Raw genomic sequence first — 20,373 nt, 5'->3', positions numbered from 1 at the left:
CCCGGCCGCCCGCGCGGAACGGGGAATTTGCGCCTATTCCAACCCCATCGCGGCCATCATGCTTTCGATCCTGGCCACGTCCTGCGGATTGTTCAACTCCCAGAACTGACGGCCTTTTGCCTCGACCTCGACACACAGAACCTTGCGCCCGTTTTCCATGAACCGCAGCTGTTCCAGCCCCTCGAGCCGTTCCAGCGGCCCGACCGGCCAGCCCGGATAGGCGGCCAGCGCGTCGGGCCGGTAGGCGTAGACGCCCACATGGTGGAACACCGGCGTCGGATCCGACCCGGCATAGGTTTCGGCGGTGAAGGGGATCACTTCCTTCGAGAAATAGAGCGCGCTGTGATCGGTCGCGAAGACGGCGGTGGTGCCGCCCACCCGGCCATGCCTGCGGTCGTTCAGCAGCCCGTTCAGCGCCTCGCCGTCGCACCGCAGCACCGGCGTGGCCACGCCGGCCTCGGGCGCGGCGCGCAGGCCATTGACCAGATCCTCGATGAACCAATGCGGGGTCAGGGGGGCGTCGCCCTGCAGGTTGACCACGATCTCGTACCCGCCGCCCAACCTGTCATGCGCCTCGGCGCAGCGTTCGGTGCCGTTGGCGCAGCTTTCCGTGGTCATCACCACCTCGGCGCCAAAGCCCTCGGCTGCAGCGCGGATACGGTCGTCATCGGTGGCCACCACCACCCGGTCGACGTCCGAAACCGACATGGCCGCGCGCCACGACCTTTCGATCAGGGTCATGGGCTTTCCCGTTGCGCCGGTCAGCGGCACCAGCGGTTTGCCCGGATAGCGGGTCGAGGCATAGCGGGCGGGGATCGCGATCAGAACCGACATCAGGCCTCCTTGAGTTCGACGCCGGGGGCATAGGCGATGAAGAACGGGTTGGCATAGCCCTCCTTGCCGTAGGTCAGCGGCGTGTGGTCGTCGAAACGCACCACATGGCCCCCGGCACCGGCCAGAACCGCGTGGCCTGCGGCAGTGTCCCACTCCATCGTGCGGCCGACACGCGGGTAGAGGTCGGCCTCGCCCGTGGCCACAAGGCAGAATTTCAGCGAGGAGCCCGCCGACTTGCTGTCTTTGACCTGGTATTTGTTGATGTAGTCATCCGTAGCCTGGTCGCGATGCGATTTCGAAGCCACCACCAAAAGCGCCGAATTGTCAGGATGAGAGACTGAAATCGGGGTCACTTCGCCCGGTTTGTCCTTGTCCAGGGCGCCAGTTTCCTCGGCCGAGCGGCCATCGGCCAGGGTATAGAACATGCGCCCGCGGGCCGGGGCATAGACCACGCCGCGGGTGGGCACGCCGTTTTCGACCAGCGCGATGTTCACGGTGAAATCGCCACGTCGGTTGATGAATTCCTTGGTGCCGTCCAGCGGATCGACGATCAGAAAGGTGTCGCCCTGCTTGCTGTGCGATGCGGCCTGTTCCTCGGTCACCAGCAGGATGTCGGGGAAGGCGGCGCGCAGCCCGGCCGAGATCAGGGCATCGGCAGCTTCGTCGGCTTCGGTCACGGGGCTGGAATCGGATTTGACCTTCACGTCAAAATCATCGGCATCGTAGATCTCCATGATCTTGTCGCCCGCTTCCAGGGCCAGGCGTCTGATCACGGGGATGAGGTCGTCATAGGTCACAAAAATGCTCCGTTTCCATGGTTTGTTGATCCGAAAACCTGACGAACTTATGCTGTGCCGGATACGGAACGGCAAGGAATTCGTGCCACGCTGGCGGAACAAAACCGGGAAAGAGCGTTCGAGTGTTCTATTACAAGCGAAGCAGCAGCCTTGTGGGTGGGGCATTCAACCTTGCGGAACTGGTGTTTCATGCCGTGGTCCGCAACATCCGCTCGCAGCATTCCAACGCCGTAATCGCCATCATGATGAACATCGTCCAGGTCGTTTTGATGGCGACCGTGTTCTATTTCATCATGTCGTTTCTGGGCGGACGGGTGGCCAAGATCCGGGGTGAGTTCATCCTGTACATCCTGTCCGGCATCTTTCTGTTCATGACGCACATCAAGTCCGTCGGTGCGATCGCGGGGCTTGGAGGCACCAACAACCCCATGATGCTGCATTCGCCGATGAACATGATGGTTCTGCTTTTGGCCGCCGCCTTCGGGACCTTGTACACGCAGGTCGTTTCAATCCTGGTGATCCTGTTCGTCTACAGCGTCGCGGTCAATCCGATCGAGATGCAGGACCCGGGCGGCGCGTTCGCGATGCTGATCCTTGCGTGGTACACCGGCTGCGCGGTCGGTCTGGTCTTCATGGCGCTCAAGCCGTGGATGCCGCAGACCTCCACCATTCTCAGCAATGTCTATCGCCGGATGAACATGATCTTCTCGGGCAAGATGTTCGTGGGCAATGCGCTGGGCGGATGGATGCTGGCCATGTTCGCCTGGAACCCGTTGTTTCACGTGATCGATCAGTGCCGCGGTTTCGTGTTTCGCAACTATTTTCCGCGCAACTCCAGCTGGGAATATGCGCTTTGGGTCGGTATCGCCCTGATGATGATCGGGTTGCTGGGAGAGTTCTTTACCCGCAAGCACATCTCGAAAAGCTGGGATGCGCGCCGTTAGGTTGCCACGCGCAGCGTCAGGTTGATCCGGCCCCCTTTGGGCAGCAGGCGCGAAGAGCCGAAGCGGATCCGGTCGATACCGTGATAGGCCAACCGGGCGGGACCGCCCATGACGACCACGTCGCCGGAACTCAGCCAGACGGACTCGGTTTTGCCGCCGCGGGTCGTGTTGCCGATCCGGAACAAGGCGTCATCGCCCAACGAAACCGACAGGACCGGCCACGAGAAATCGGCCTCGTCCTTGTCCTGGTGCATTCCCATCTTTGCGCCTTCGCCGTAGTAGTTGATCAGACAGCAATCGGGATCTCGAGCGGTTCCGGCAAGGTCGCGCCAGATCGACAGGATCGGGTCCGGAATGGCAGGCCACGCCATGCCCTTGGGGTGCGCGTCCTGGTACCGGTATCCGGCCCCGTCCGACACCCAGCCCAACGTTCCGGCCGACGTCATGCGAACCGACATCTTGCGCCCCGAAGTGGTGCTGGGATGAAACAGCGGAGCGGCTTTCAGAATCGGCCGCAGTAGCTCGATGATCTGCCGCTGAGCAGCGCCGTCCAGATGGCCTTTTCGGATGTCGAACCCCCGTAAATTCAGGCGCGTCATGACAGAAACCTCATTCCTTTCGAAATCCTTGCCAAAAAAGGCCCAAGATTCCCGAAAACCTGCATTTCACAACGCTTGCAGGCCTCAGGCCTCGCCCTTATATACGCCGGGACGCGCGATGGTGTAGACCTGTCGCGCCCAGCAGATCGGGGCAGGGATGCCGTAACGGGTTCCGGCCTCGGGACATCGCCTTGAAAAGAAAGGGATCGAAAAATGGGAAAAGTAATCGGGATTGACCTCGGGACCACCAACTCGTGCGTAGCCATCATGGACGGCGCGCAGCCGAAGGTCATCGAAAACGCGGAAGGGGCGCGGACCACGCCCTCGATCGTCGCCTTCACCGAAGACGAGCGACTGGTCGGGCAGCCGGCGAAACGCCAGGCGGTCACCAACCCCGACAACACGATTTTTGGCGTCAAGCGCCTGATCGGGCGTCGTGTGGATGACGCAGAAGTCCAGAAGGACAAGAAAATGGTGCCCTACGCCATCGTCGATGGCGGCAACGGCGACGCTTGGGTCGAGGCCCGCGGGCAGAAATACTCTCCAAGCCAGATCTCGGCCTTCATCCTCGGCAAGATGAAAGAAACCGCTGAAAGCTATCTGGGTGAAGAAGTCACGCAGGCCGTGATCACCGTTCCGGCCTATTTCAACGACGCTCAGCGTCAGGCCACCAAGGACGCAGGCAAGATCGCCGGTCTGGAAGTGCTGCGGATCATCAACGAACCGACTGCCGCCGCGCTGGCCTATGGCCTGGACAAGCAGGACAGCCAGACCATCGCGGTCTATGACCTTGGCGGTGGTACCTTCGACGTGACCATTCTGGAAATCGACGACGGCCTGTTCGAGGTCAAATCGACCAATGGTGACACCTTCCTGGGTGGTGAAGACTTTGACATGCGCATCGTCAACTACCTGGCCGACGAGTTCAAAAAGGAACACGGCGTCGACCTGAGCCAGGACAAGATGGCGCTGCAGCGTCTGAAGGAAGCCGCAGAGAAGGCCAAGATCGAGCTTAGCTCGACCACCCAGACCGAGATCAACCAGCCGTTCATCTCGATGGGCGCGAACGGTCAGCCGCTGCACATGGTCATGAAGCTGACCCGTGCCAAGCTGGAATCGCTGGTCGGCGACCTGATCAAGAAGTCGCTGAAGCCCTGCCAGGCCGCTCTGAAAGACGCCGGCATCTCGGCCAGCGATGTGGATGAGGTTGTTCTGGTCGGTGGTATGACCCGGATGCCGAAAGTCATCGAAGAGGTGACCAAGTTCTTCGGCAAGGAGCCGCACAAAGGTGTGAACCCGGACGAAGTCGTGGCCATGGGTGCTGCGATCCAGGCCGGTGTTCTGCAAGGCGACGTCAAGGACGTGGTTCTGCTGGACGTGACCCCGCTGTCGCTGGGCATCGAAACTCTGGGCGGCGTGTTCACCCGCCTGATCGACCGCAACACCACGATCCCGACCAAGAAGTCCCAGGTCTTCTCGACCGCCGAGGACAACCAGAACGCCGTGACCATCCGGGTGTTCCAGGGTGAGCGTGAAATGGCTGCGGACAACAAGATCCTGGGCCAGTTCAACCTTGAAGACATCCCGCCGGCCCCGCGCGGCATGCCTCAGATCGAGGTGACCTTCGACATCGACGCCAACGGCATTGTTTCGGTTTCGGCCAAGGACAAAGGCACCGGCAAGGAACAGAAGATCACGATCCAGGCCTCGGGCGGACTGTCGGAAGAAGACATCGAAAAGATGGTCAAGGACGCCGAGGAAAACGCCGAAGCCGACCGCAAGCGCAAGGAGCTGGTCGAAGCCAAGAACCAGGCCGAAAGCCTGATCCACGCGACCGAGAAATCGATCGAGGAGCATGGCGACAAGGTCGATCCGTCGACCATCGAGGCCATCGAACTGGCGCTGGCGGCCCTCAAGGACGAGGTCGAGTCGGACAATGCCGACAAGATCAAGGCCGGCATCCAGAACGTGACCGAAGCGGCCATGAAACTGGGCGAGGCGATCTACAAGGCGCAGTCCGAAGAGGCCAGCGACGAACCGGCAGCCGCGGATGCGGGTCCCGGCGATGACGACATCGTCGATGCCGAGTTCGAAGACCTGGACGATGACAAGCGCAACTAACGGGTAACCGGGCCAATTCGGGCCGGTCCGGATGCCGGGCCGGCCCGTTTACGTTGAGGCAGAAGGAAATACCGATGTCAAAACGCGACTATTACGAAGTGCTCGGCGTGTCCAAGGGTGCTTCGGCGGATGAGATCAAGAAAGCTTTTCGCCGGAAGGCGAAAGAGCTGCACCCCGATCGCAACAAAGACAACCCGGATGCCGAGGCCCTTTTCAAAGAGGCCAACGAGGCCTATGACGTTCTGCGCGACGCTGACAAAAAGGCCGCGTATGACCGGTTCGGCCATGCTGCGTTCGAGAATGGCATGGGCGGCGGCCAGCGTGGTGGCGGCTTTGGATCGGGCGATTTCTCCAGCGCGTTTTCCGATGTGTTCGATGACCTGTTCGGCGATTTCATGGGGGGACAGCGTGGCGGCGGCGGTCGCCGGGCTGCTCGCGGTTCGGACCTTCGCTACAACCTGAGGGTTTCGCTGGAAGAGGCCTATTCCGGCCTGCAGAAAACCATCAACGTCCCGACAGCCGTGGCCTGTTCGTCCTGCGAGGGCACCGGCGCCGAGGGCGGAGTTGAACCAACCACCTGCCCGACCTGTTCCGGCATGGGCAAGGTACGCGCACAACAGGGCTTTTTCACTGTCGAGCGCAGCTGCCCGACCTGTGCTGGTCTGGGACAAATCATCAAGAACCCCTGCAAATCCTGCCATGGCTCGGGCCGGGTCGAGAAGGAACGCGCGCTGTCGGTCAACATTCCGGCGGGCGTCGAAACTGGCACCCGTATCCGTTTGGCGGGCGAGGGCGAGGCCGGAATGCGCGGCGGTCCTCCGGGCGATCTCTACATCTTTGTCGAGGTGACTCCGCACAAACTGTTCGAGCGGGACGGCCCGAACCTGTATTGCCGCGTGCCTGTCAGCATGGCGAAGGCGGCGCTGGGCGGCTCGATCGAAGTGCCCACCATCGACGGTGGCCGCGGCCGGGTGCAGATTCCGGCCGGCAGCCAGTCGGGCCGGCAGATGCGCCTGCGCGGCAAGGGTATGCCTGCGCTGCGGGGCGGCGGTATCGGTGACATGTTCATCGAGCTTGCGGTCGAGACTCCGGTCAACCTGACCGCGCGGCAAAAAGAGCTGCTGCAGGAGTTCGACGATCTGGGAGAGGACAACCACCCGGAATCGAAAAGCTTTTTCTCGTCCGTTAAATCCTTCTGGGAAAGGATGCAAAGCTGATCCCAGCGTTCCAGACCCCGAAAGGCCGGCGTATCATCGCCGGCTTTTTTGTTTTCTAAGTCCAGATTGGCCCGAAACTGCGCGGAATTGGCCCTTGATTCTCGGCCTCAGCCTTGAGAATGTCCGCGCCAACCGTTGGGGTGCCCCGGAACCGGGGCTGAGAGGCGCGAGCCAACCCATCGAACCTGATCCGGGCAATACCGGCGGAGGGAACGGTCTAAAACACTCAGACGTTTTCCATGCCCGCGTTGCCCCACATGCAAGAAGGGAGCGACATGGCGCATATCGCTTTGACCATCGCAGGATCCGACAGCGGCGGAGGGGCCGGTATTCAGGCCGATCTCAAAGCGATGTCGGCGCTGGGTGTGTTCGGTGCCAGTGTCATCACCGCGGTCACCGCCCAGAACACGCAGGCGGTCACCGCTGTGCATGGTATCCCGCTGGACGTGATCGCCGCGCAGATCGACGCGGTTCTGTCCGATCTGGACGTGCGCGCGGTCAAGATCGGCATGTTGGCCACGCCCGAGATCATCCAAACCGTCGCCGACGGCCTGTCCGGCTTTGCCGGGCCCATCGTGCTGGACCCGGTGATGATCGCCAAATCGGGCGATGCCCTGCTGGCGCGCGAGGCGGTGCAAACGTTGCGCGAGGTGCTGCTGCCCCGCGCCACCGTCCTGACCCCGAACCTGCCCGAGGCCGCCTGTCTGCTGGACCGGCTGGTCGCCGAAACGCCCGAGGAGATGGTCGCGCAGGGCCATGACCTGTGCACTCTGGGGGCTGGGGCCGTCCTGATGAAAGGCGGACACGGCAAGGGCGATACCTGCCATGATCTGCTGATCGATCAGAACGGCGTCATCGGTGAATTTACCGCGCCCCGTCAGGACACGCGCAACACCCACGGCACCGGATGCACCCTGTCCTCGGCCGTCGCGGCCGGTCTGGCCAAGGGGCTGCCTCTGGTCGATGCGGTGGCGCAGGCGCATGACTACCTGCAAGGCGCGATCACCCGCGCGGACGAGCTGCAGGTCGGCTCGGGCCACGGGCCGGTGCATCATTTCCACCGGGTATGGCCGGCGTGACGGTCTGGTCGGTCATAGGTGCCGGCGTCGCCGGCTTGGCCGTGGCCTCGGAACTGGTGGCGCGGGGCGCGCAGGTACAGGTGTTCGATCCGGGCGGGCCGCCCGGTGCGCATGGGTGTTCCTGGTGGGCCGGCGGCATGCTGGCGCCGTGGTGCGAATATGAAAATGCCGAGGAACCGGTGCTGAGGCTGGGGCAGCAGGCGATCGACTGGTGGGCGGCCCGCACCCCGGTCGCGCGGCAGGGAACGCTGGTCGTGGCCAACACGCGCGACCTGCCCGACCTGCGCCGCTTTGCCCGCCGGACCGAGGGATTCACGCAGGTCGATCAAGCGAAAATCGCCAAATTAGAGCCTGATCTGCACGGGTTTTCCCAAGGCCTGTTCTTCGCCGACGAGGCCCATCTGGACCCTCGCCGGGCATTGCAGGACCTCTATCGCGGCCTGCAGGACAAAGGGGTCGAATTCCACCGCAAGCTGGCCCCGTCGCGGCTGGACAACGCCATCGACTGCCGTGGCCTGCACGCGCGCGACATCCTGCATGATTTGCGCGGTGTGAAGGGGGAAATGCTGGTGATCCGCTGCCCCGACGTGACGCTGACCCGGCCCGTGCGCCTGTTGCATCCCCGGATGCCGCTCTATGTCGTACCGCGGGGCGAGGGCATCTATATGCTGGGCGCAACGATGATCGAAACCGAGGACAGCAGCCGCATCACCGCGCGCTCGATGCTGGAGCTGCTCAGTGCGGCCTATGCGCTGAACCCGGCCTTTGGCGAGGCCGAAGTGCTGGAGATCGGCGTCGATCTGCGCCCGGCCTTTCCCGACAACCTGCCGCGGATCCGCCGGCTGGGGCGGACGATCTATGCCAACGGGTTGTATCGCCACGGCTACCTGCTGGCCCCGGCGCTGGCCCGGGGCGTGGCCGATCTGGCGCTGAACAACACACATTCGGAGATGGTCGATGAAGATCGTGCTTAACGGCGAGCCGCGCGAGGTGCGCGCCGAAACCCTTGGCGAATTGCTGGCCGAATGCGGCTTTTCCGGCCGCGTCGCCACCGCGGTGAACGAGGAATTCGTGCCCTCAAGCCTGCGCATCGCGCATAAACTGGCCGAGGGCGACCGGGTTGAGGTCGTCGCACCGATGCAGGGGGGATGAAGATGAAGACGTTTTACGGCACCGAACTGCCCAACCCGCTGATGTTGGGCACCGCGCAATATCCCAGCCCGGCGATCCTGGAACAGGCGTTCCGGGCCAGCGTCGCGGGTGTCGCCACTGTCTCGCTGCGGCGCGAAGGCGCGGGCGGAGCGGGTCAGGCCTTCTGGTCGATGATCCGCGATCTGGGCGTGCTGATCCTGCCCAACACCGCCGGCTGCCACACGGTCAAAGAAGCCGTCACCACCGCCCACATGGCGCGCGAGGTGTTCGACACGCCGTGGATCAAGCTGGAACTGATCGGCCACACCGACAGCCTGCAGCCCGACGTGTTCCAACTGGTCGAGGCCGCGCGCATTCTGACCGACGAAGGGTTTCAGGTGTTCCCCTACACCACCGAAGACCTGATCGTGGCCGAACGCCTGCTGGCCGCCGGGTGCCAGGTGCTGATGCCCTGGGGCGCGCCGATCGGGTCGGGGCGGGGCCTGAACAACGAATACGCCCTGCGCGCGATGCGGGCCGAGTTTCCCGACGTGCCGCTGGTGGTGGATGCGGGCATCGGTCTGCCCAGCCACGCCGCCCACGCGATGGAGCTGGGCTATGACGCGGTTCTGCTGAACACCGCCGTCGCCCGCGCGGGCGATCCGGTGGCGATGGCGCAGGCCATGGCGCTGGCGGTGCAGGCCGGGCAACTGGCGCATCAGGCCGACCCGATCGAGCCGCGCGACATGGCCGAACCCTCGACCCCGGTGATCGGAAAGGCCTTTTTGTCATGACGCTAGACCGCTTCTATCCGATCTTCGATCATACCGATTGGCTGCGGCGGATGCTGCCGATGGGCGTGAAGCTGGTGCAGCTGCGCATCAAGGACCAGCCCGACACGGTGGTGCGCATGGAAATCGCCGCCGCGCAGGCCCTGTGCCGCGACCACGGTGCGGTGCTGGTGGTGAACGACTATTGGCAGGCCGCCATCGACGCGGGATGTGACTGGATTCATCTGGGGCAGGAGGATTTGGACGACGCCGACCTGCCCGCCATCCGCAAGGCTGGGCTGAAGCTGGGCGTGTCCACCCACGACGATGACGAGCTTGAACGCGTGCTGGCGATGGACCCGAACTATGTGGCGCTGGGGCCGGTCTACCCGACCATCCTGAAAAAGATGAAATGGCACCAACAGGGCCTGCCGCGCGTGACCGAGTGGAAACGGCGCGTGGGCGACATCCCTCTGGTCGGCATTGGTGGCATGAGCGTCGAGCGCGCACCGGGAGTGTTTCAGGCCGGCGCCGACATCGTCTCGGCCGTCACCGACATTACCCTTAACCCCAACCCCGAAGCGCGGGTGCGGCAGTGGATCGAGGTCACGCGATGAGCCGCTACGCCCGCCAGATGATCCTGCCCGAGGTCGGGGCCGAAGGGCAGAACCGCCTTGCCCGCGCGCGGGTTCTGGTGGTGGGCGCCGGGGGGCTGGCCGCGCCCGCACTGCCGCTGCTGGCCGGGGCCGGGGTGGGGCATCTGACCATCGTCGATCCCGATACGGTGGATCTGTCGAATCTGCACCGCCAGACGCTGTTCACCGAATCCGATTGCGGCCGCCCCAAGGCCGAAGCCGCCGCCGAACGCTGCCGGGCGCTGAACAGTGAGATCACCGTAGCGGCCAATAAACAGGCTCTAACACCGGCGAATGCCGCTGATCTGGTGGCCGAGGCCGACCTGGTTCTGGATTGCGCTGACAGTTACGCGGCCAGCTATACGCTGTCGGATACCTGCCTGGCGCAGGGCAAACCGCTGATCAGCGCCTCGGTCCTGGGCCTGTCGGGGTATGTCGGCGGGTTCTGCGGCGGCGGACCGTCCCTGCGCGCGGTGTTCCCCGACGCCCCCGACAGCGGGGCCAGTTGCGCCACCGCAGGCGTTCTGGGCCCGGTCGTGGCGATGATCGGCGCGATGCAGGCGCAGATGGCGCTGGGCGTGATCCTGGGCCTCGATCCCTCGCCCCTGGGCCAGATGGTGCAGGTGGATGGCCGTACCTGCTCCAGCAGCGGATTCCGCTTTGACACCGCGCCGGAGCCCGACAGCCATTTCCACTTTGTCGCGCCCGCGCAGCTGACCCCGGACGACCTGATCGTCGATCTGCGTAGCGTCGATGAAGCCCCTCAGCCGATCCACCCCAACGTCCGCCGCCTGACGGTCGACGCGCTGAAAACAGACCCTAACAAAGACAAAACGCTGGCTCTCTGCTGTGCCACCGGGCTACGCGCCTGGCGCGCGGCCGAGGAACTCCGCCCCCATTGGCCCGGCCGGATCGTTCTGGTCGCCGCCGCAACGTCGTGAAGCAAAAGGAAACGCAAACCATGAAGAAGCTGATCACCGCCATTGCCCTGCTGGCCGCCGCGCCCGCCTGGGCGCAGGACAAGATGACCGTCCTGCTGGACTGGTTCGTGAACCCCGACCACGGGCCGATCATCGTGGCGCAGGAAAAAGGCTATTTCGCCGAACAGGGGCTTGAGGTCGAAATCGTCCCGCCCGCCGACCCGTCGGCCCCACCGCGCCTCGTGGCCGCCGGTCAGGCCGATCTGGCCGTGTCCTACCAGCCGCAGCTGCATCTCCAGATCCACGAAGGCCTGCCGCTGAAGCGGGTCGGCACGCTGGTCGCCACGCCGCTGAACTGCCTGCTGGTGCTCGAGGACGGCCCGATCAAATCGCTGGCCGACCTCAAGGGCAAGAAGATCGGCTTTTCGGTCGCCGGTGTCGAAGAGGCGATCCTGACCGCGATGCTGAATGCGCATGGCGTGTCGCTGGACGATATCGAGATGATCAACGTCAACTTCTCGCTTTCACCGTCGCTGATGACGGGCCAGGTGGATGCCGTGATCGGCGCCTTCCGCAATTTCGAGCTGAACCAGATGGATATCGAAGGCGTTCCGGGCCGCTGCTTCTACATCGAGGAAGAAGGCGTGCCGCCCTATGACGAGCTGATCTATGTGGCCAACCCCGAAACGATGGACAAGGACATGATTGTCCGTTTCCTGGCCGCAACCGAGAAGGCCACGCAGTTCATCGTGAACAATCCGGAAAAAAGCTGGGAGATCTTCGCCGCCACCTCGCCCGAGCTGCAGGACGAGCTGAACGCCCGCGCCTGGGTCGATACCCTGCCGCGGTTCGCGCTGCGCCCGGCGGGCTTTGATGCCGGCCGCTATGCCCGGTTCGAGGCCTTTCTGAAAGACTCCGGCATGATCGACAGCATCAACCCGGTCAGCGACATCACCATCGACGTGACCGCGCAATGAGCGACTATGGCAAAGCCTTCGCGCTTATGCGCGATGCGGCGCAGGGGCCGTGGCGGGACTATACCCGCCACGCCTTTGTCGAGGGGCTGAAGGACGGCACCCTGCCGCGTGCGGCGTTTCTGCATTACCTGCGGCAGGATTACGTGTTCCTGATCCATTTCTCCCGCGCCTGGGCGCTGGCGGTGGTGAAATCGGAAACTCATGCCGAAATGCTGGCCGCGTCGCGCACTGTGAATGGGCTGATCAGCGAAGAGATGAAGTTGCATATCGGCATTTGCGAGGCCGAGGGCATCAGCCAGGACGAGCTGTTCGCCACGCCCGAACGCCCCGAGAACCTGGCCTATACCCGCTATGTGCTCGAGGCGGGCTACAGCGGTGATCTGTTGGATCTGCTGGCGGCGCTGGCGCCCTGCGTGATGGGATACGGGGAAATCGGCACACGGCTGGCGTCCGAGGCCACCTCGGACACCTATCGCGATTGGATCGACGCCTATTCCAGCAGTGAATATCAGGAAGCCTGTCAGGCTGTGGGTGAACTGCTGGATTCGGCTCTAACAAGACGACTTGGGGCGGATTTCCGTACCACACCGCGTTGGGATCGCCTGTGCCAGACCTTCCGCACCGCGACCGAGCTCGAGGTGAATTTCTGGCAGATGGGTCTGATCCCATGACCCCGCCCCCCGATCTGACCATCAGCGGACAGGCCAGCATCGACGGCGCGCCTCTGTTCGCGCCGCTGACCCTGTCGCTGAAGGCCGGGCAGTGGACCTGTCTGCTGGGCGGATCGGGGGTCGGCAAGACCACGGTTCTGCGCCTGATCGCCGGGTTGGCGACGGGGGCAGAGTTCACCGGCGAGATCCGCGCCAGCGACGGGCTGCCGGTGGCCGAGCGTGTGGCCTACATGGCGCAGGATGATCTGCTGCTGCCCTGGACCACGGTCGCGCAGAACGTGGCGCTGGGCGCGCGCCTGCGCGGCGAACGGGTCGATCAGGACCGCCGCACCCGGTTGATCGAACGGATGCGGCTGCAGGATCACATGGCCAAGAAGCCCTCGGAACTGTCGGGCGGGCAGCGTCAGCGGGTGGCATTGGCCCGGACCCTGATGGAAGACAAGCCGATCATCCTGCTGGACGAGCCGTTCTCGGCGCTGGATGCGCGCACCCGTGCAGACATGCAGGACCTGGCCGCCGAAGCGTTGCAGGGTCGCACCGTGCTGCTGGTCACCCACGATCCGGCCGAGGCCGCGCGTCTTGGTCAGTCGATCATGGTGATGACGCGCCACGGCCTGACCCCATGCCAACCGCCCCATGCACCGGCCCCGCGGAAGGTGGACGATCTCGAGACGCTGGAAACGCAGGGGGCGCTGCTGAAACTGCTGCGCGAGGAGGTGGCATGAAGACGCTCTCGGCCCTTGCCGCGACGTTGTTTGCGCTGGCCATTTGGCAGGCGATCGTCACCCTGACCGGCCTGCCGAAGTTTATCCTGCCCGGCCCGGCATTGGTGGCCGAGACCTGGTGGCAGAACCGCTGGCTGATCGCCGAACACACCTGGATCACTGCAATCGAGGTGCTGATCGGTTTGGCCTGCGGCACCGTGCTGGGCGTCGTCACCGCGCTGCAGCTGGCCAATTCCCGCGCCGCGCGGGTGCTGGTGCAGCCGATGCTGGTGTTCACCCAGGCGCTGCCGGTCTTTGCGTTGGCACCGTTGCTGACCCTGTGGCTGGGCTATGGGCTGTGGTCCAAGGTCGCGATGGCGGTGCTGATCATCTATTTCCCCATCACCTCGTCGTTTTTCGACGGGCTGATGCGCACGCCGTCCGGCTATCTGGACTTGGCCCGCACCATGCAGGCCAGCCCGCGCAGCGTGTTGTGGCATATCCGCATCCCGGCGGCGCTACCCTCGCTGGCTTCGGGGATGCGGCTGGCGGCGGTCTATGCCCCGATCGGGGCGGTGATCGGCGAATGGGTCGGCTCGTCGCAGGGGCTGGGATACCTGATGCTGCTGGCCAATGGTCGCGCCAAGACCGACCTGATGTTCGCTGCGATGCTGACGCTGGGGGTGTTCTCGATCCTGCTGCATCTGGCCGTGCGCCGCGCCACGGCCCGCATGGCCGGTGAGGCGCGTTAACCATTCGGAAACCGATTCTGGGGCAATCATGGGCGCATGACCAAGGACGCTTTTGCCGAAGCCCCATCGCTGTTCGAAACTGACGAAGCGCCGGTGACGCCGCTGCCCACGGGTCGGCTGCCCTCGTATATCAAGGACCACCGCAAGCGCCTGCGTGAACGGTTCATGTCGGGCGGCGCCGGGGCGATGCCGGATTACGAGTTGCTGGAACTGGTCCTGTTCCGCTCGATCCCCCGGCAGGACGTGAAACCGCTGGCGCGGCTGCTGCTGGATACATTCGGCGATTTCAACCGGGTGCTGACCGCCCCTGTGGAACGCCTGCGTCAGATCAAGGGCGTGGGCGATACGGTCATCACCGACCTCAAGATCCTCGAGGCCTGCGCCCATCGCATGGCCCGCGCCCGGGTGATGCAGCGGCATGTGATTTCCAGCTGGGACGCGTTGCTGGATTATTGCCACACCACCATGGCGCATCGCGAGATCGAGCAGTTCCGCGTGTTCTTCCTGGACCGCAAGAACGTGCTCATCGCGGATGAGGAGCAGGCCAAGGGCACCGTCGATCACGTACCCGTCTACCCGCGCGAGGTCGCCAAACGCGCGCTGGAACTGAACGCCTCGGCGCTGATCCTGGTGCACAATCATCCGTCGGGTGATCCAACCCCGTCGCAGTCGGATATCGACATGACCAACCGCATCAACGATGCCTGCGCCGCACTGGGGCTGACCTTGCACGACCACCTGATCATCGGCAAATCGACCGAGCTGAGCTTCCGCTCGGAAGGTTATCTCTGACCGCTAGCGCACCCAGACTTCGACACGACGGTTGGCCTTGCGGCCCCATTCCGTGTCGTCGCAGGCCATGGGCATGGCTTCACCGAAACCTTCGACGGCGATCTCGACGGTTTCGGGGACGGCGGTTTCGATCGCGGCAAGGATCGCGTTCCGCACTGTCTGTGCGCGCCGCAAGGCGATGCGGGCATTGGTTTCCGCAGCACCGTCTCCGTCACTGAAACCGACGAAGACCAGTTTGCGCCCGTCATACTGGCCCGATTCAAGCGCCTGCGCCATTTGCAGGATGTTCGATCGCGACTGCGCGTCTGGCCGCGACGATCCCGGCTCGAACCGGAAAGACACCGACAGGCGCGACAGCGGGCGCAAAGTTTCGATCATCCGTTGCAGTTCTTCCAGACCCACCTCGGACCCACCCGAGGTGATGGCGTTGGCCAACTGGTCGCCCTGAAGCCCAAGACGTACCAGTTCGTGGGACTGGTCGACGAAACCGGCTTGCCGGATGACCATCTGTGCCTCGGGGCTTTGGACATACGCCAGAAACTGGCGGGCGATCTTCGGGAGGCGCCGCTGTGGAAGATACAGGAACATCGGCAGGGTCAGCGGATAGTCCTCGGTCTTGATGGCGGCGCGCGTGGCGCGCAATGCGTGACCGCATCCGCCGGCCAGCGGCAGACTGCGCACGTTTTGCGGGTCAGCGTGGCTGACGATACCGAGTGCGAACGGATCGCGCGCAACCGCTGCTGCCAGTTCCGCGCTGCGGGTGTGGCGGATCACGTCCTCATGCGCCTGCACACCGGCTGGCTGCATCACCTGGTCTTGCACGGCCTGACCAACACCGGTTGTCACATCCGGCAGATGAACGGCGATGGGGGCATCCGGGCCACCGAGCTGTGCCCAGTTGGCGACCTCGCCATTTATGACCCGCGCCAGGTCCGAAACCGAGATCTGCTGGATCGGATTGTCCAATGAGACCACCGGCACCAGCGCGCCAAGAGCCACCACCCGCGACCGGCGCGGTCGGGACAGGTCGCCCAGACCGTTTTCCTGCGCCGCCGCGGCCTCCTGCGGGCGGATTTCGCGCATCGCCAAAGCGATGTCTGCCTGATCGGCGGTCAGATCGGCAAAACCGCGGTCGGTGTCCGAAACGCGCAGGAAAAACCGCGCCAAAGGGGCGGTTCGATCCGGCTGACTCAGGGCAAAGACAAGCTGCGCAGGGTCCGTGCCTTCGCTTAGCACATTCAGGTTTTCTCGTTGCGCAAAGCCTTCGATCAACGCCGGAAGTAGGGATTCGGCCATCACCGATGCGCCAGAGAAGTGCACTTCGGCCACAAAGTCGATCAGGTTGGGGCAAGCCGGACCGTCGCAGGTGACGCCGGATCCATCCACCGTCAGTTCGCCGAACTGGGTGTCCACACGGTAGAATTCACCATCAAACCCCAACAGGTTCCCGGTGATCTCGACCTTGCCGTCATGCGAGGTCAGTGTGATGTCCTGAGCGAGGGCGCCTGAAGCGCCAGCCATCAACGACAACACCGTCATCGTCGCGTGAAGATACTTCATAAAGACCTGTAGACCTGCCTGCCGTTACTTTGCGGCGATTGTCAGGTCTTGGAACAGATTATTCAACACCAGAAAGTCCTGTCCGCTGTCGCAGGCCGGCAGGGAGATCGACAACTCTCGCGACCGCAGCCCTTGATCGTCCAGCAACTCGAGCGCTTGCAGATCCAGGTCCTGCCCACAATTCCGGGGAGTCACTTCGGCCTCGACGCTCAGGGCGACGGTGCCATTTGCGTCGGCTGCGTTGCGGGGGACCGAATAGATCTCGACATTGCGCTCGCCGGCCATGCCGAAGTGGACAACCTGCCCGGTGCCGGAGTTGCTGGCGTTCGACCAGACATGCCCGGCCTCGCCATAGGATGCACCGAACTCCAACGCGTGCAGTTGCAATTCGGTGTCCCCCATCCATTGCAGCGCAACCCGGTCATAGTCTGAAAAATCAGGAATGTGAGTGGTGGCGACAGTGCCGCGCCGGTTTTTGAACGAGATCAGGAAAATGGCATATTCCGACAGGGCGGGAATGGACAGGTCCAGACGGCCGTCCTTGTCGGTTCGGGCGCTGAACGTCATGCCGCTGTGGTGCAGCTCGACGGTTTCATCGGGGTTGCAGGGGGCCTTCAGGGTCAAACGTGCTGTCGCGTTGGGGGCCGCCATTGCGCGGGCCCGGAGATCGCAGTTGACCTGCGCCTGAGGAACGGCAGGCTCAGCACGAGGCGCAACCTTGGCCGAGGGTTCGGGGGCCGTGGACGCATTCGGCGTCGCCGAAGTCAGAACGATACCTTCCAACCCGGCAATCACGGTGCCTTCTCCAGACGGCTGGATCATCGCCTGACGTGTTTCCTGCACGTCCGGCTGCGAGGCCGGTCCGTTCTGCATCAAGTAGCCGATGGCCAAGGCGCATGCGACCGTGCCACCTGTGGTCACGTAGTTCCGTATTACAAACAAGACACCCTCCCCAGTTGAAGGAGCGAGTCGGAGACTGCTTAACAATCGCGGCCAATATGTGGCCGCGACGCGGACTCATTATGTCGGGAATCTGACCGGATCAGGCAAGCCGACCATGGCAGTGCTTGAATTTCTTGCCGGATCCGCAGGGGCAGGGATCGTTGCGCGACGGATTACCCCAGGTTGACGGGTCGTCCTCGACAAAGCCGGGCCGCGCATCGCCCGAGGCCTGCGCCTCGGCCACCGCTTCGGCCTGTTCAGCGGCTTTCTTGATCTGTGCCTGCTGCGCCTGCATCTGTGCCAGCATCTCGCGCTGCTCTTCTTCGGTCAGCGGGCGGACGCGGGCCAGTTGCTGGGTAACCGTTTCACGCAGGCTGTCGAGCATGTTCTCGAACAGCTGGAAGCTTTCGGTCTTGTATTCGTTCAGCGGATCGCGCTGGGCGTAGCCGCGGAAGCCCACGACCGAGCGCAGATGTTCCAGGGTCAGCAAGTGCTCGCGCCACTTGCTGTCGATGGTCTGCAGCAGTACCTGCTTTTCGATGTTGCGCATGTTCTCGGGGCCGAAGGCGGCGGCCTTCTGGGCCATCATCTCGTCGGTCGCCTTGATCAGGCGCTCGCGAACCACGTCGTCATCGACCCCATCCTCGGCCGCCCACTCCTGAACCGGAACATCGATGTTCAGCTTTTCCTTGAGGGCCGCGTGCAGCCCGTCGGTGTCCCACTGGTCGGCGTAGGTTTTGGGCGGCATGTACTGGTCGATCAGATCGTCGATGACCTGTTCGCGCATGTCCGAAACGATTTCGGACAGATCGTCGGTCGACATGATTTCGCGTCGCTGGTTGAAGATCACCTTGCGCTGATCGTTCATCACGTCGTCGAACTTGAGAACGTTCTTCCGCATGTCGAAGTTGCGGCCTTCGACCTTGGCCTGCGCGCGTTCAAGCGATTTGTTCACCCAAGGGTGGACGATCGCTTCGCCTTCTTTCATGCCCAGGGTGGTCAGAACCTTGTCCAGCCGTTCCGAGCCGAAAATGCGCATCAGGTCGTCTTCCAGGCTGAGGAAGAACACGGTGCGGCCCGGGTCGCCCTGACGGCCCGAGCGGCCGCGCAGCTGGTTGTCGATGCGGCGGCTTTCGTGGCGTTCCGAGGCGAGAACGAACAGACCGCCGGCCTCCAGTACCTTTTGCTTTTCTTCCGCGTGGCGCGCCTCTTCCCGGGCGCGCAGTTCGGCCGGGTCGGCGTCGGGGTTTTCGGCCAGCGCCTGCATGACGCTCATTTCCACGTTGCCGCCCAGTTGGATGTCGGTGCCGCGGCCGGCCATGTTGGTGGCGATGGTTACAGCGCCCAGACGTCCGGCCTCGGCCACGATCTGGGCCTCCTGCTCGTGCTGGCGGGCGTTCAGGACATTGTGCTTGATGCCTTCCTGGGTCAGCATCTCGCTGAGCATCTCGGACTTCTCGATCGAGGTCGTGCCCACCAGAACCGGCTGGCCCTTGGCGTTGGCCTTCTTGATCTCTTCGATCATGGCCGCGTATTTCTCGGCCGCGGTGCGATAGACCTGATCATCCTCGTCGACACGGGCGATCGGCTTGTTGGTCGGCACTTCGACCACGCCCAGGCCGTAGATCTCGGCGAATTCCTCGGCCTCGGTCAGGGCGGTACCGGTCATGCCGGCCAGCTTGTCATAGAGGCGGAAATAGTTCTGGAAAGTCACGCTGGCCAAAGTCACGTTTTCGGGCTGGATCGGCGCGCCTTCCTTGGCTTCGATCGCCTGATGCAGGCCTTCGGACAGACGGCGGCCCGGCATCATCCGGCCCGTGAACTCGTCAATCAAAACCACGTTGCCGTCGCGTACGATGTAGTCCTTGTCCCGCTGGAACAGTTTGTGCGCGCGCAGGCCCTGGTTGACGTGGTGCACCACCGTGGTGCTTTCAGGGTCGTACAGCGACTGGCCCTCGGGCAGCAGGCCACTGGCGTGCAGCTGCTCTTCGAGGAACTCGTTGCCTTCATCGGTGAAGGTCACGCTGCGCGACTTCTCGTCGATCGTATAGTGATCGTCCTGCAAGGACGGGATCAGACCGTCGATGGCCGTGTACAGATCGGACCGGTCCTGAGATGGACCCGAGATGATCAGAGGGGTCCGTGCCTCGTCGATCAGAATCGAGTCGACCTCGTCCACGATCGCGAAATTGTGGTGCTTCTGGTAGACCTCGTTCAGATCCGCTTTCATGTTGTCGCGCAGATAGTCGAAGCCCAGCTCGTTGTTGGTGGCGTAGGTGATGTCACAGGCATAGGCCGCTTTTTTCTCGGCATCGGGCTGGCCCGACCAGATCACGCCGGTGGTCATACCCAACGCGCCGAACACGTTGCTCATCCATTCGGCGTCACGCTTTGCCAGATATTCGTTGACCGTGACGACATGCACGCCCTTTCCGGTCAGTGCGTTCAGATAGGCGGGGAAAGTGGCGACCAGGGTCTTGCCTTCGCCGGTCTTCATCTCGGCGATGTTGCCCTGATGCAGGAAGATGCCGCCCATGAGCTGCACGTCAAAGGCCCGCAGACCCAGCGCGCGCTTGGCGCCTTCGCGCACGTTGGCGAATGCCTCGGGCAGCAGGTCGTCCAGGCTCTCACCCTCGTTGGCCCGCTTGCGCAGCTCTTCGGTCTTGGCTTTCAGATCGTCATCCGAGAGTTTTTCGAACTCCGGCTCCAGCGCGTTGATCTTTTCGACCAGCGGGCGGGTTGCCTTGATCTTGCGGTCGTTCGGTGTTCCGAACACCTTTTTGGCAAGCGTACCGAGTCCCAGCATGTTCACTCCAGCGGATCTTTTCTTGTCTTGGTTGCGACAGGCTTGCCCACCTTGCGCGCAACCCATAGATAGCTGGGAGGAAAAGATGGTCCTGTCAAAGGCTGCAAGCGATGTAAGCGGCA

The 20,373-nt window shown here is 63.5% G+C and carries 20 protein-coding genes and 1 riboswitch; of the genes, 14 read left to right on the top strand and 6 right to left on the bottom strand.

Annotated elements, in window-relative coordinates:
- Positions 1–33: 33 nt before the first annotated feature.
- Together AC2FM5_RS06210 and cysQ are read right to left on the bottom strand one after the other, a co-directional pair.
- On the bottom strand, positions 34–834 hold the full coding sequence (locus AC2FM5_RS06210; protein WP_496734478.1) for a 3-deoxy-manno-octulosonate cytidylyltransferase family protein: 801 nt from the start codon (positions 832–834) through the stop codon (positions 34–36).
- Positions 834–1,631 carry a 3'(2'),5'-bisphosphate nucleotidase CysQ gene (gene cysQ, locus AC2FM5_RS06205; protein ID WP_496734476.1) on the bottom strand — a complete coding sequence of 266 codons (798 nt, stop codon included), beginning with the start codon at positions 1,629–1,631 and terminating at the stop codon, positions 834–836. Before cysQ ends, AC2FM5_RS06210 begins: the two co-directional genes overlap by 1 nt.
- Before the next feature lie 122 nt (positions 1,632–1,753).
- On the opposite strand from cysQ, the gene AC2FM5_RS06200 reads away from it, so the two are divergent.
- Positions 1,754–2,575, top strand: a complete 822-nt coding sequence (locus AC2FM5_RS06200; RefSeq protein WP_093963926.1) for an ABC transporter permease — start codon at positions 1,754–1,756, stop codon at positions 2,573–2,575.
- Here AC2FM5_RS06200 and AC2FM5_RS06195 read toward each other — a convergent pair.
- The gene (locus AC2FM5_RS06195; protein WP_170438939.1) at positions 2,572–3,174 is read right to left on the bottom strand and encodes an alpha-ketoglutarate-dependent dioxygenase AlkB family protein; all 603 of its coding nucleotides are present in this window, start codon (positions 3,172–3,174) and stop codon (positions 2,572–2,574) included. The two genes, AC2FM5_RS06200 and AC2FM5_RS06195, sit on opposite strands and share 4 nt — an antisense overlap.
- A gap of 213 nt (positions 3,175–3,387) precedes the next feature.
- Between AC2FM5_RS06195 and dnaK the strand changes: the two genes are divergently transcribed.
- From dnaK to radC, 13 genes are all read left to right on the top strand, one after another.
- Positions 3,388–5,295: a molecular chaperone DnaK gene (gene dnaK / locus AC2FM5_RS06190; protein ID WP_170342692.1), complete on the top strand. Its 1,908-nt coding sequence runs from the start codon at positions 3,388–3,390 to the stop codon at positions 5,293–5,295.
- Positions 5,296–5,369: 74 nt separating this feature from the next.
- Positions 5,370–6,512, top strand: coding sequence for a molecular chaperone DnaJ (gene dnaJ, locus AC2FM5_RS06185; protein ID WP_170361153.1), 1,143 nt, complete (start codon positions 5,370–5,372; stop codon positions 6,510–6,512).
- Positions 6,513–6,638: 126 nt separating this feature from the next.
- A riboswitch (TPP riboswitch) is annotated at positions 6,639–6,741 on the top strand.
- Between the two features lie 46 nt (positions 6,742–6,787).
- The gene (thiD, locus tag AC2FM5_RS06180) at positions 6,788–7,591 is read left to right on the top strand and encodes a bifunctional hydroxymethylpyrimidine kinase/phosphomethylpyrimidine kinase (protein WP_170342696.1); all 804 of its coding nucleotides are present in this window, start codon (positions 6,788–6,790) and stop codon (positions 7,589–7,591) included.
- Positions 7,588–8,565: an FAD-dependent oxidoreductase gene (locus AC2FM5_RS06175; protein WP_170361156.1), complete on the top strand. Its 978-nt coding sequence runs from the start codon at positions 7,588–7,590 to the stop codon at positions 8,563–8,565. The genes thiD and AC2FM5_RS06175 overlap by 4 nt, the downstream gene beginning before the upstream one ends.
- A complete protein-coding gene (thiS, locus tag AC2FM5_RS06170; protein ID WP_170342698.1) occupies positions 8,549–8,743 on the top strand; it encodes a sulfur carrier protein ThiS in 195 nt (64 codons plus the stop codon). The genes AC2FM5_RS06175 and thiS overlap by 17 nt, the downstream gene beginning before the upstream one ends.
- A gap of 2 nt (positions 8,744–8,745) precedes the next feature.
- Complete coding sequence (locus AC2FM5_RS06165; protein WP_170342700.1) at positions 8,746–9,516, top strand: thiazole synthase; 771 nt, start codon at positions 8,746–8,748, stop codon at positions 9,514–9,516.
- Positions 9,513–10,109 (top strand): thiamine phosphate synthase, encoded by a 597-nt coding sequence (locus AC2FM5_RS06160; RefSeq protein ID WP_496734472.1) that lies wholly within the window; start codon positions 9,513–9,515, stop codon positions 10,107–10,109. Before AC2FM5_RS06165 ends, AC2FM5_RS06160 begins: the two co-directional genes overlap by 4 nt.
- Positions 10,106–11,068, top strand: coding sequence for a ThiF family adenylyltransferase (locus AC2FM5_RS06155; protein WP_496734470.1), 963 nt, complete (start codon positions 10,106–10,108; stop codon positions 11,066–11,068). Before AC2FM5_RS06160 ends, AC2FM5_RS06155 begins: the two co-directional genes overlap by 4 nt.
- A 20-nt stretch (positions 11,069–11,088) precedes the next feature.
- Positions 11,089–12,024 carry an ABC transporter substrate-binding protein gene (locus AC2FM5_RS06150; protein ID WP_170419787.1) on the top strand — a complete coding sequence of 312 codons (936 nt, stop codon included), beginning with the start codon at positions 11,089–11,091 and terminating at the stop codon, positions 12,022–12,024.
- Positions 12,021–12,695 (top strand): thiaminase II, encoded by a 675-nt coding sequence (tenA, locus tag AC2FM5_RS06145; protein ID WP_496734467.1) that lies wholly within the window; start codon positions 12,021–12,023, stop codon positions 12,693–12,695. Before AC2FM5_RS06150 ends, tenA begins: the two co-directional genes overlap by 4 nt.
- Complete coding sequence (locus AC2FM5_RS06140) at positions 12,692–13,420, top strand: ABC transporter ATP-binding protein (protein WP_496734465.1); 729 nt, start codon at positions 12,692–12,694, stop codon at positions 13,418–13,420. Before tenA ends, AC2FM5_RS06140 begins: the two co-directional genes overlap by 4 nt.
- Positions 13,417–14,151 (top strand): ABC transporter permease, encoded by a 735-nt coding sequence (locus tag AC2FM5_RS06135; protein ID WP_170342712.1) that lies wholly within the window; start codon positions 13,417–13,419, stop codon positions 14,149–14,151. Before AC2FM5_RS06140 ends, AC2FM5_RS06135 begins: the two co-directional genes overlap by 4 nt.
- Before the next feature lie 36 nt (positions 14,152–14,187).
- The gene (gene radC, locus AC2FM5_RS06130; protein WP_170405652.1) at positions 14,188–14,943 is read left to right on the top strand and encodes a RadC family protein; all 756 of its coding nucleotides are present in this window, start codon (positions 14,188–14,190) and stop codon (positions 14,941–14,943) included.
- Positions 14,944–14,946: 3 nt separating this feature from the next.
- Here the strand turns inward: radC and AC2FM5_RS06125 are convergent, their stop codons facing one another.
- From AC2FM5_RS06125 to secA, 3 genes are all read right to left on the bottom strand, one after another.
- Positions 14,947–16,503: a phosphate ABC transporter substrate-binding/OmpA family protein gene (locus AC2FM5_RS06125; protein ID WP_170443898.1), complete on the bottom strand. Its 1,557-nt coding sequence runs from the start codon at positions 16,501–16,503 to the stop codon at positions 14,947–14,949.
- A gap of 24 nt (positions 16,504–16,527) precedes the next feature.
- Entirely contained in the window at positions 16,528–17,445 is a 918-nt protein-coding gene (locus tag AC2FM5_RS06120; protein WP_496734462.1) for a hypothetical protein, read from the bottom strand.
- A gap of 100 nt (positions 17,446–17,545) precedes the next feature.
- Entirely contained in the window at positions 17,546–20,251 is a 2,706-nt protein-coding gene (secA, locus tag AC2FM5_RS06115) for a preprotein translocase subunit SecA (protein WP_170370364.1), read from the bottom strand.
- Positions 20,252–20,373: the final 122 nt, after the last annotated feature.

This window comes from Ruegeria sp. BHSA162 (genome assembly GCF_059613385.1).
Note: the sequence above shows the minus strand (reverse complement) of the source record. Positions and strands in the feature narration are given on the sequence as shown.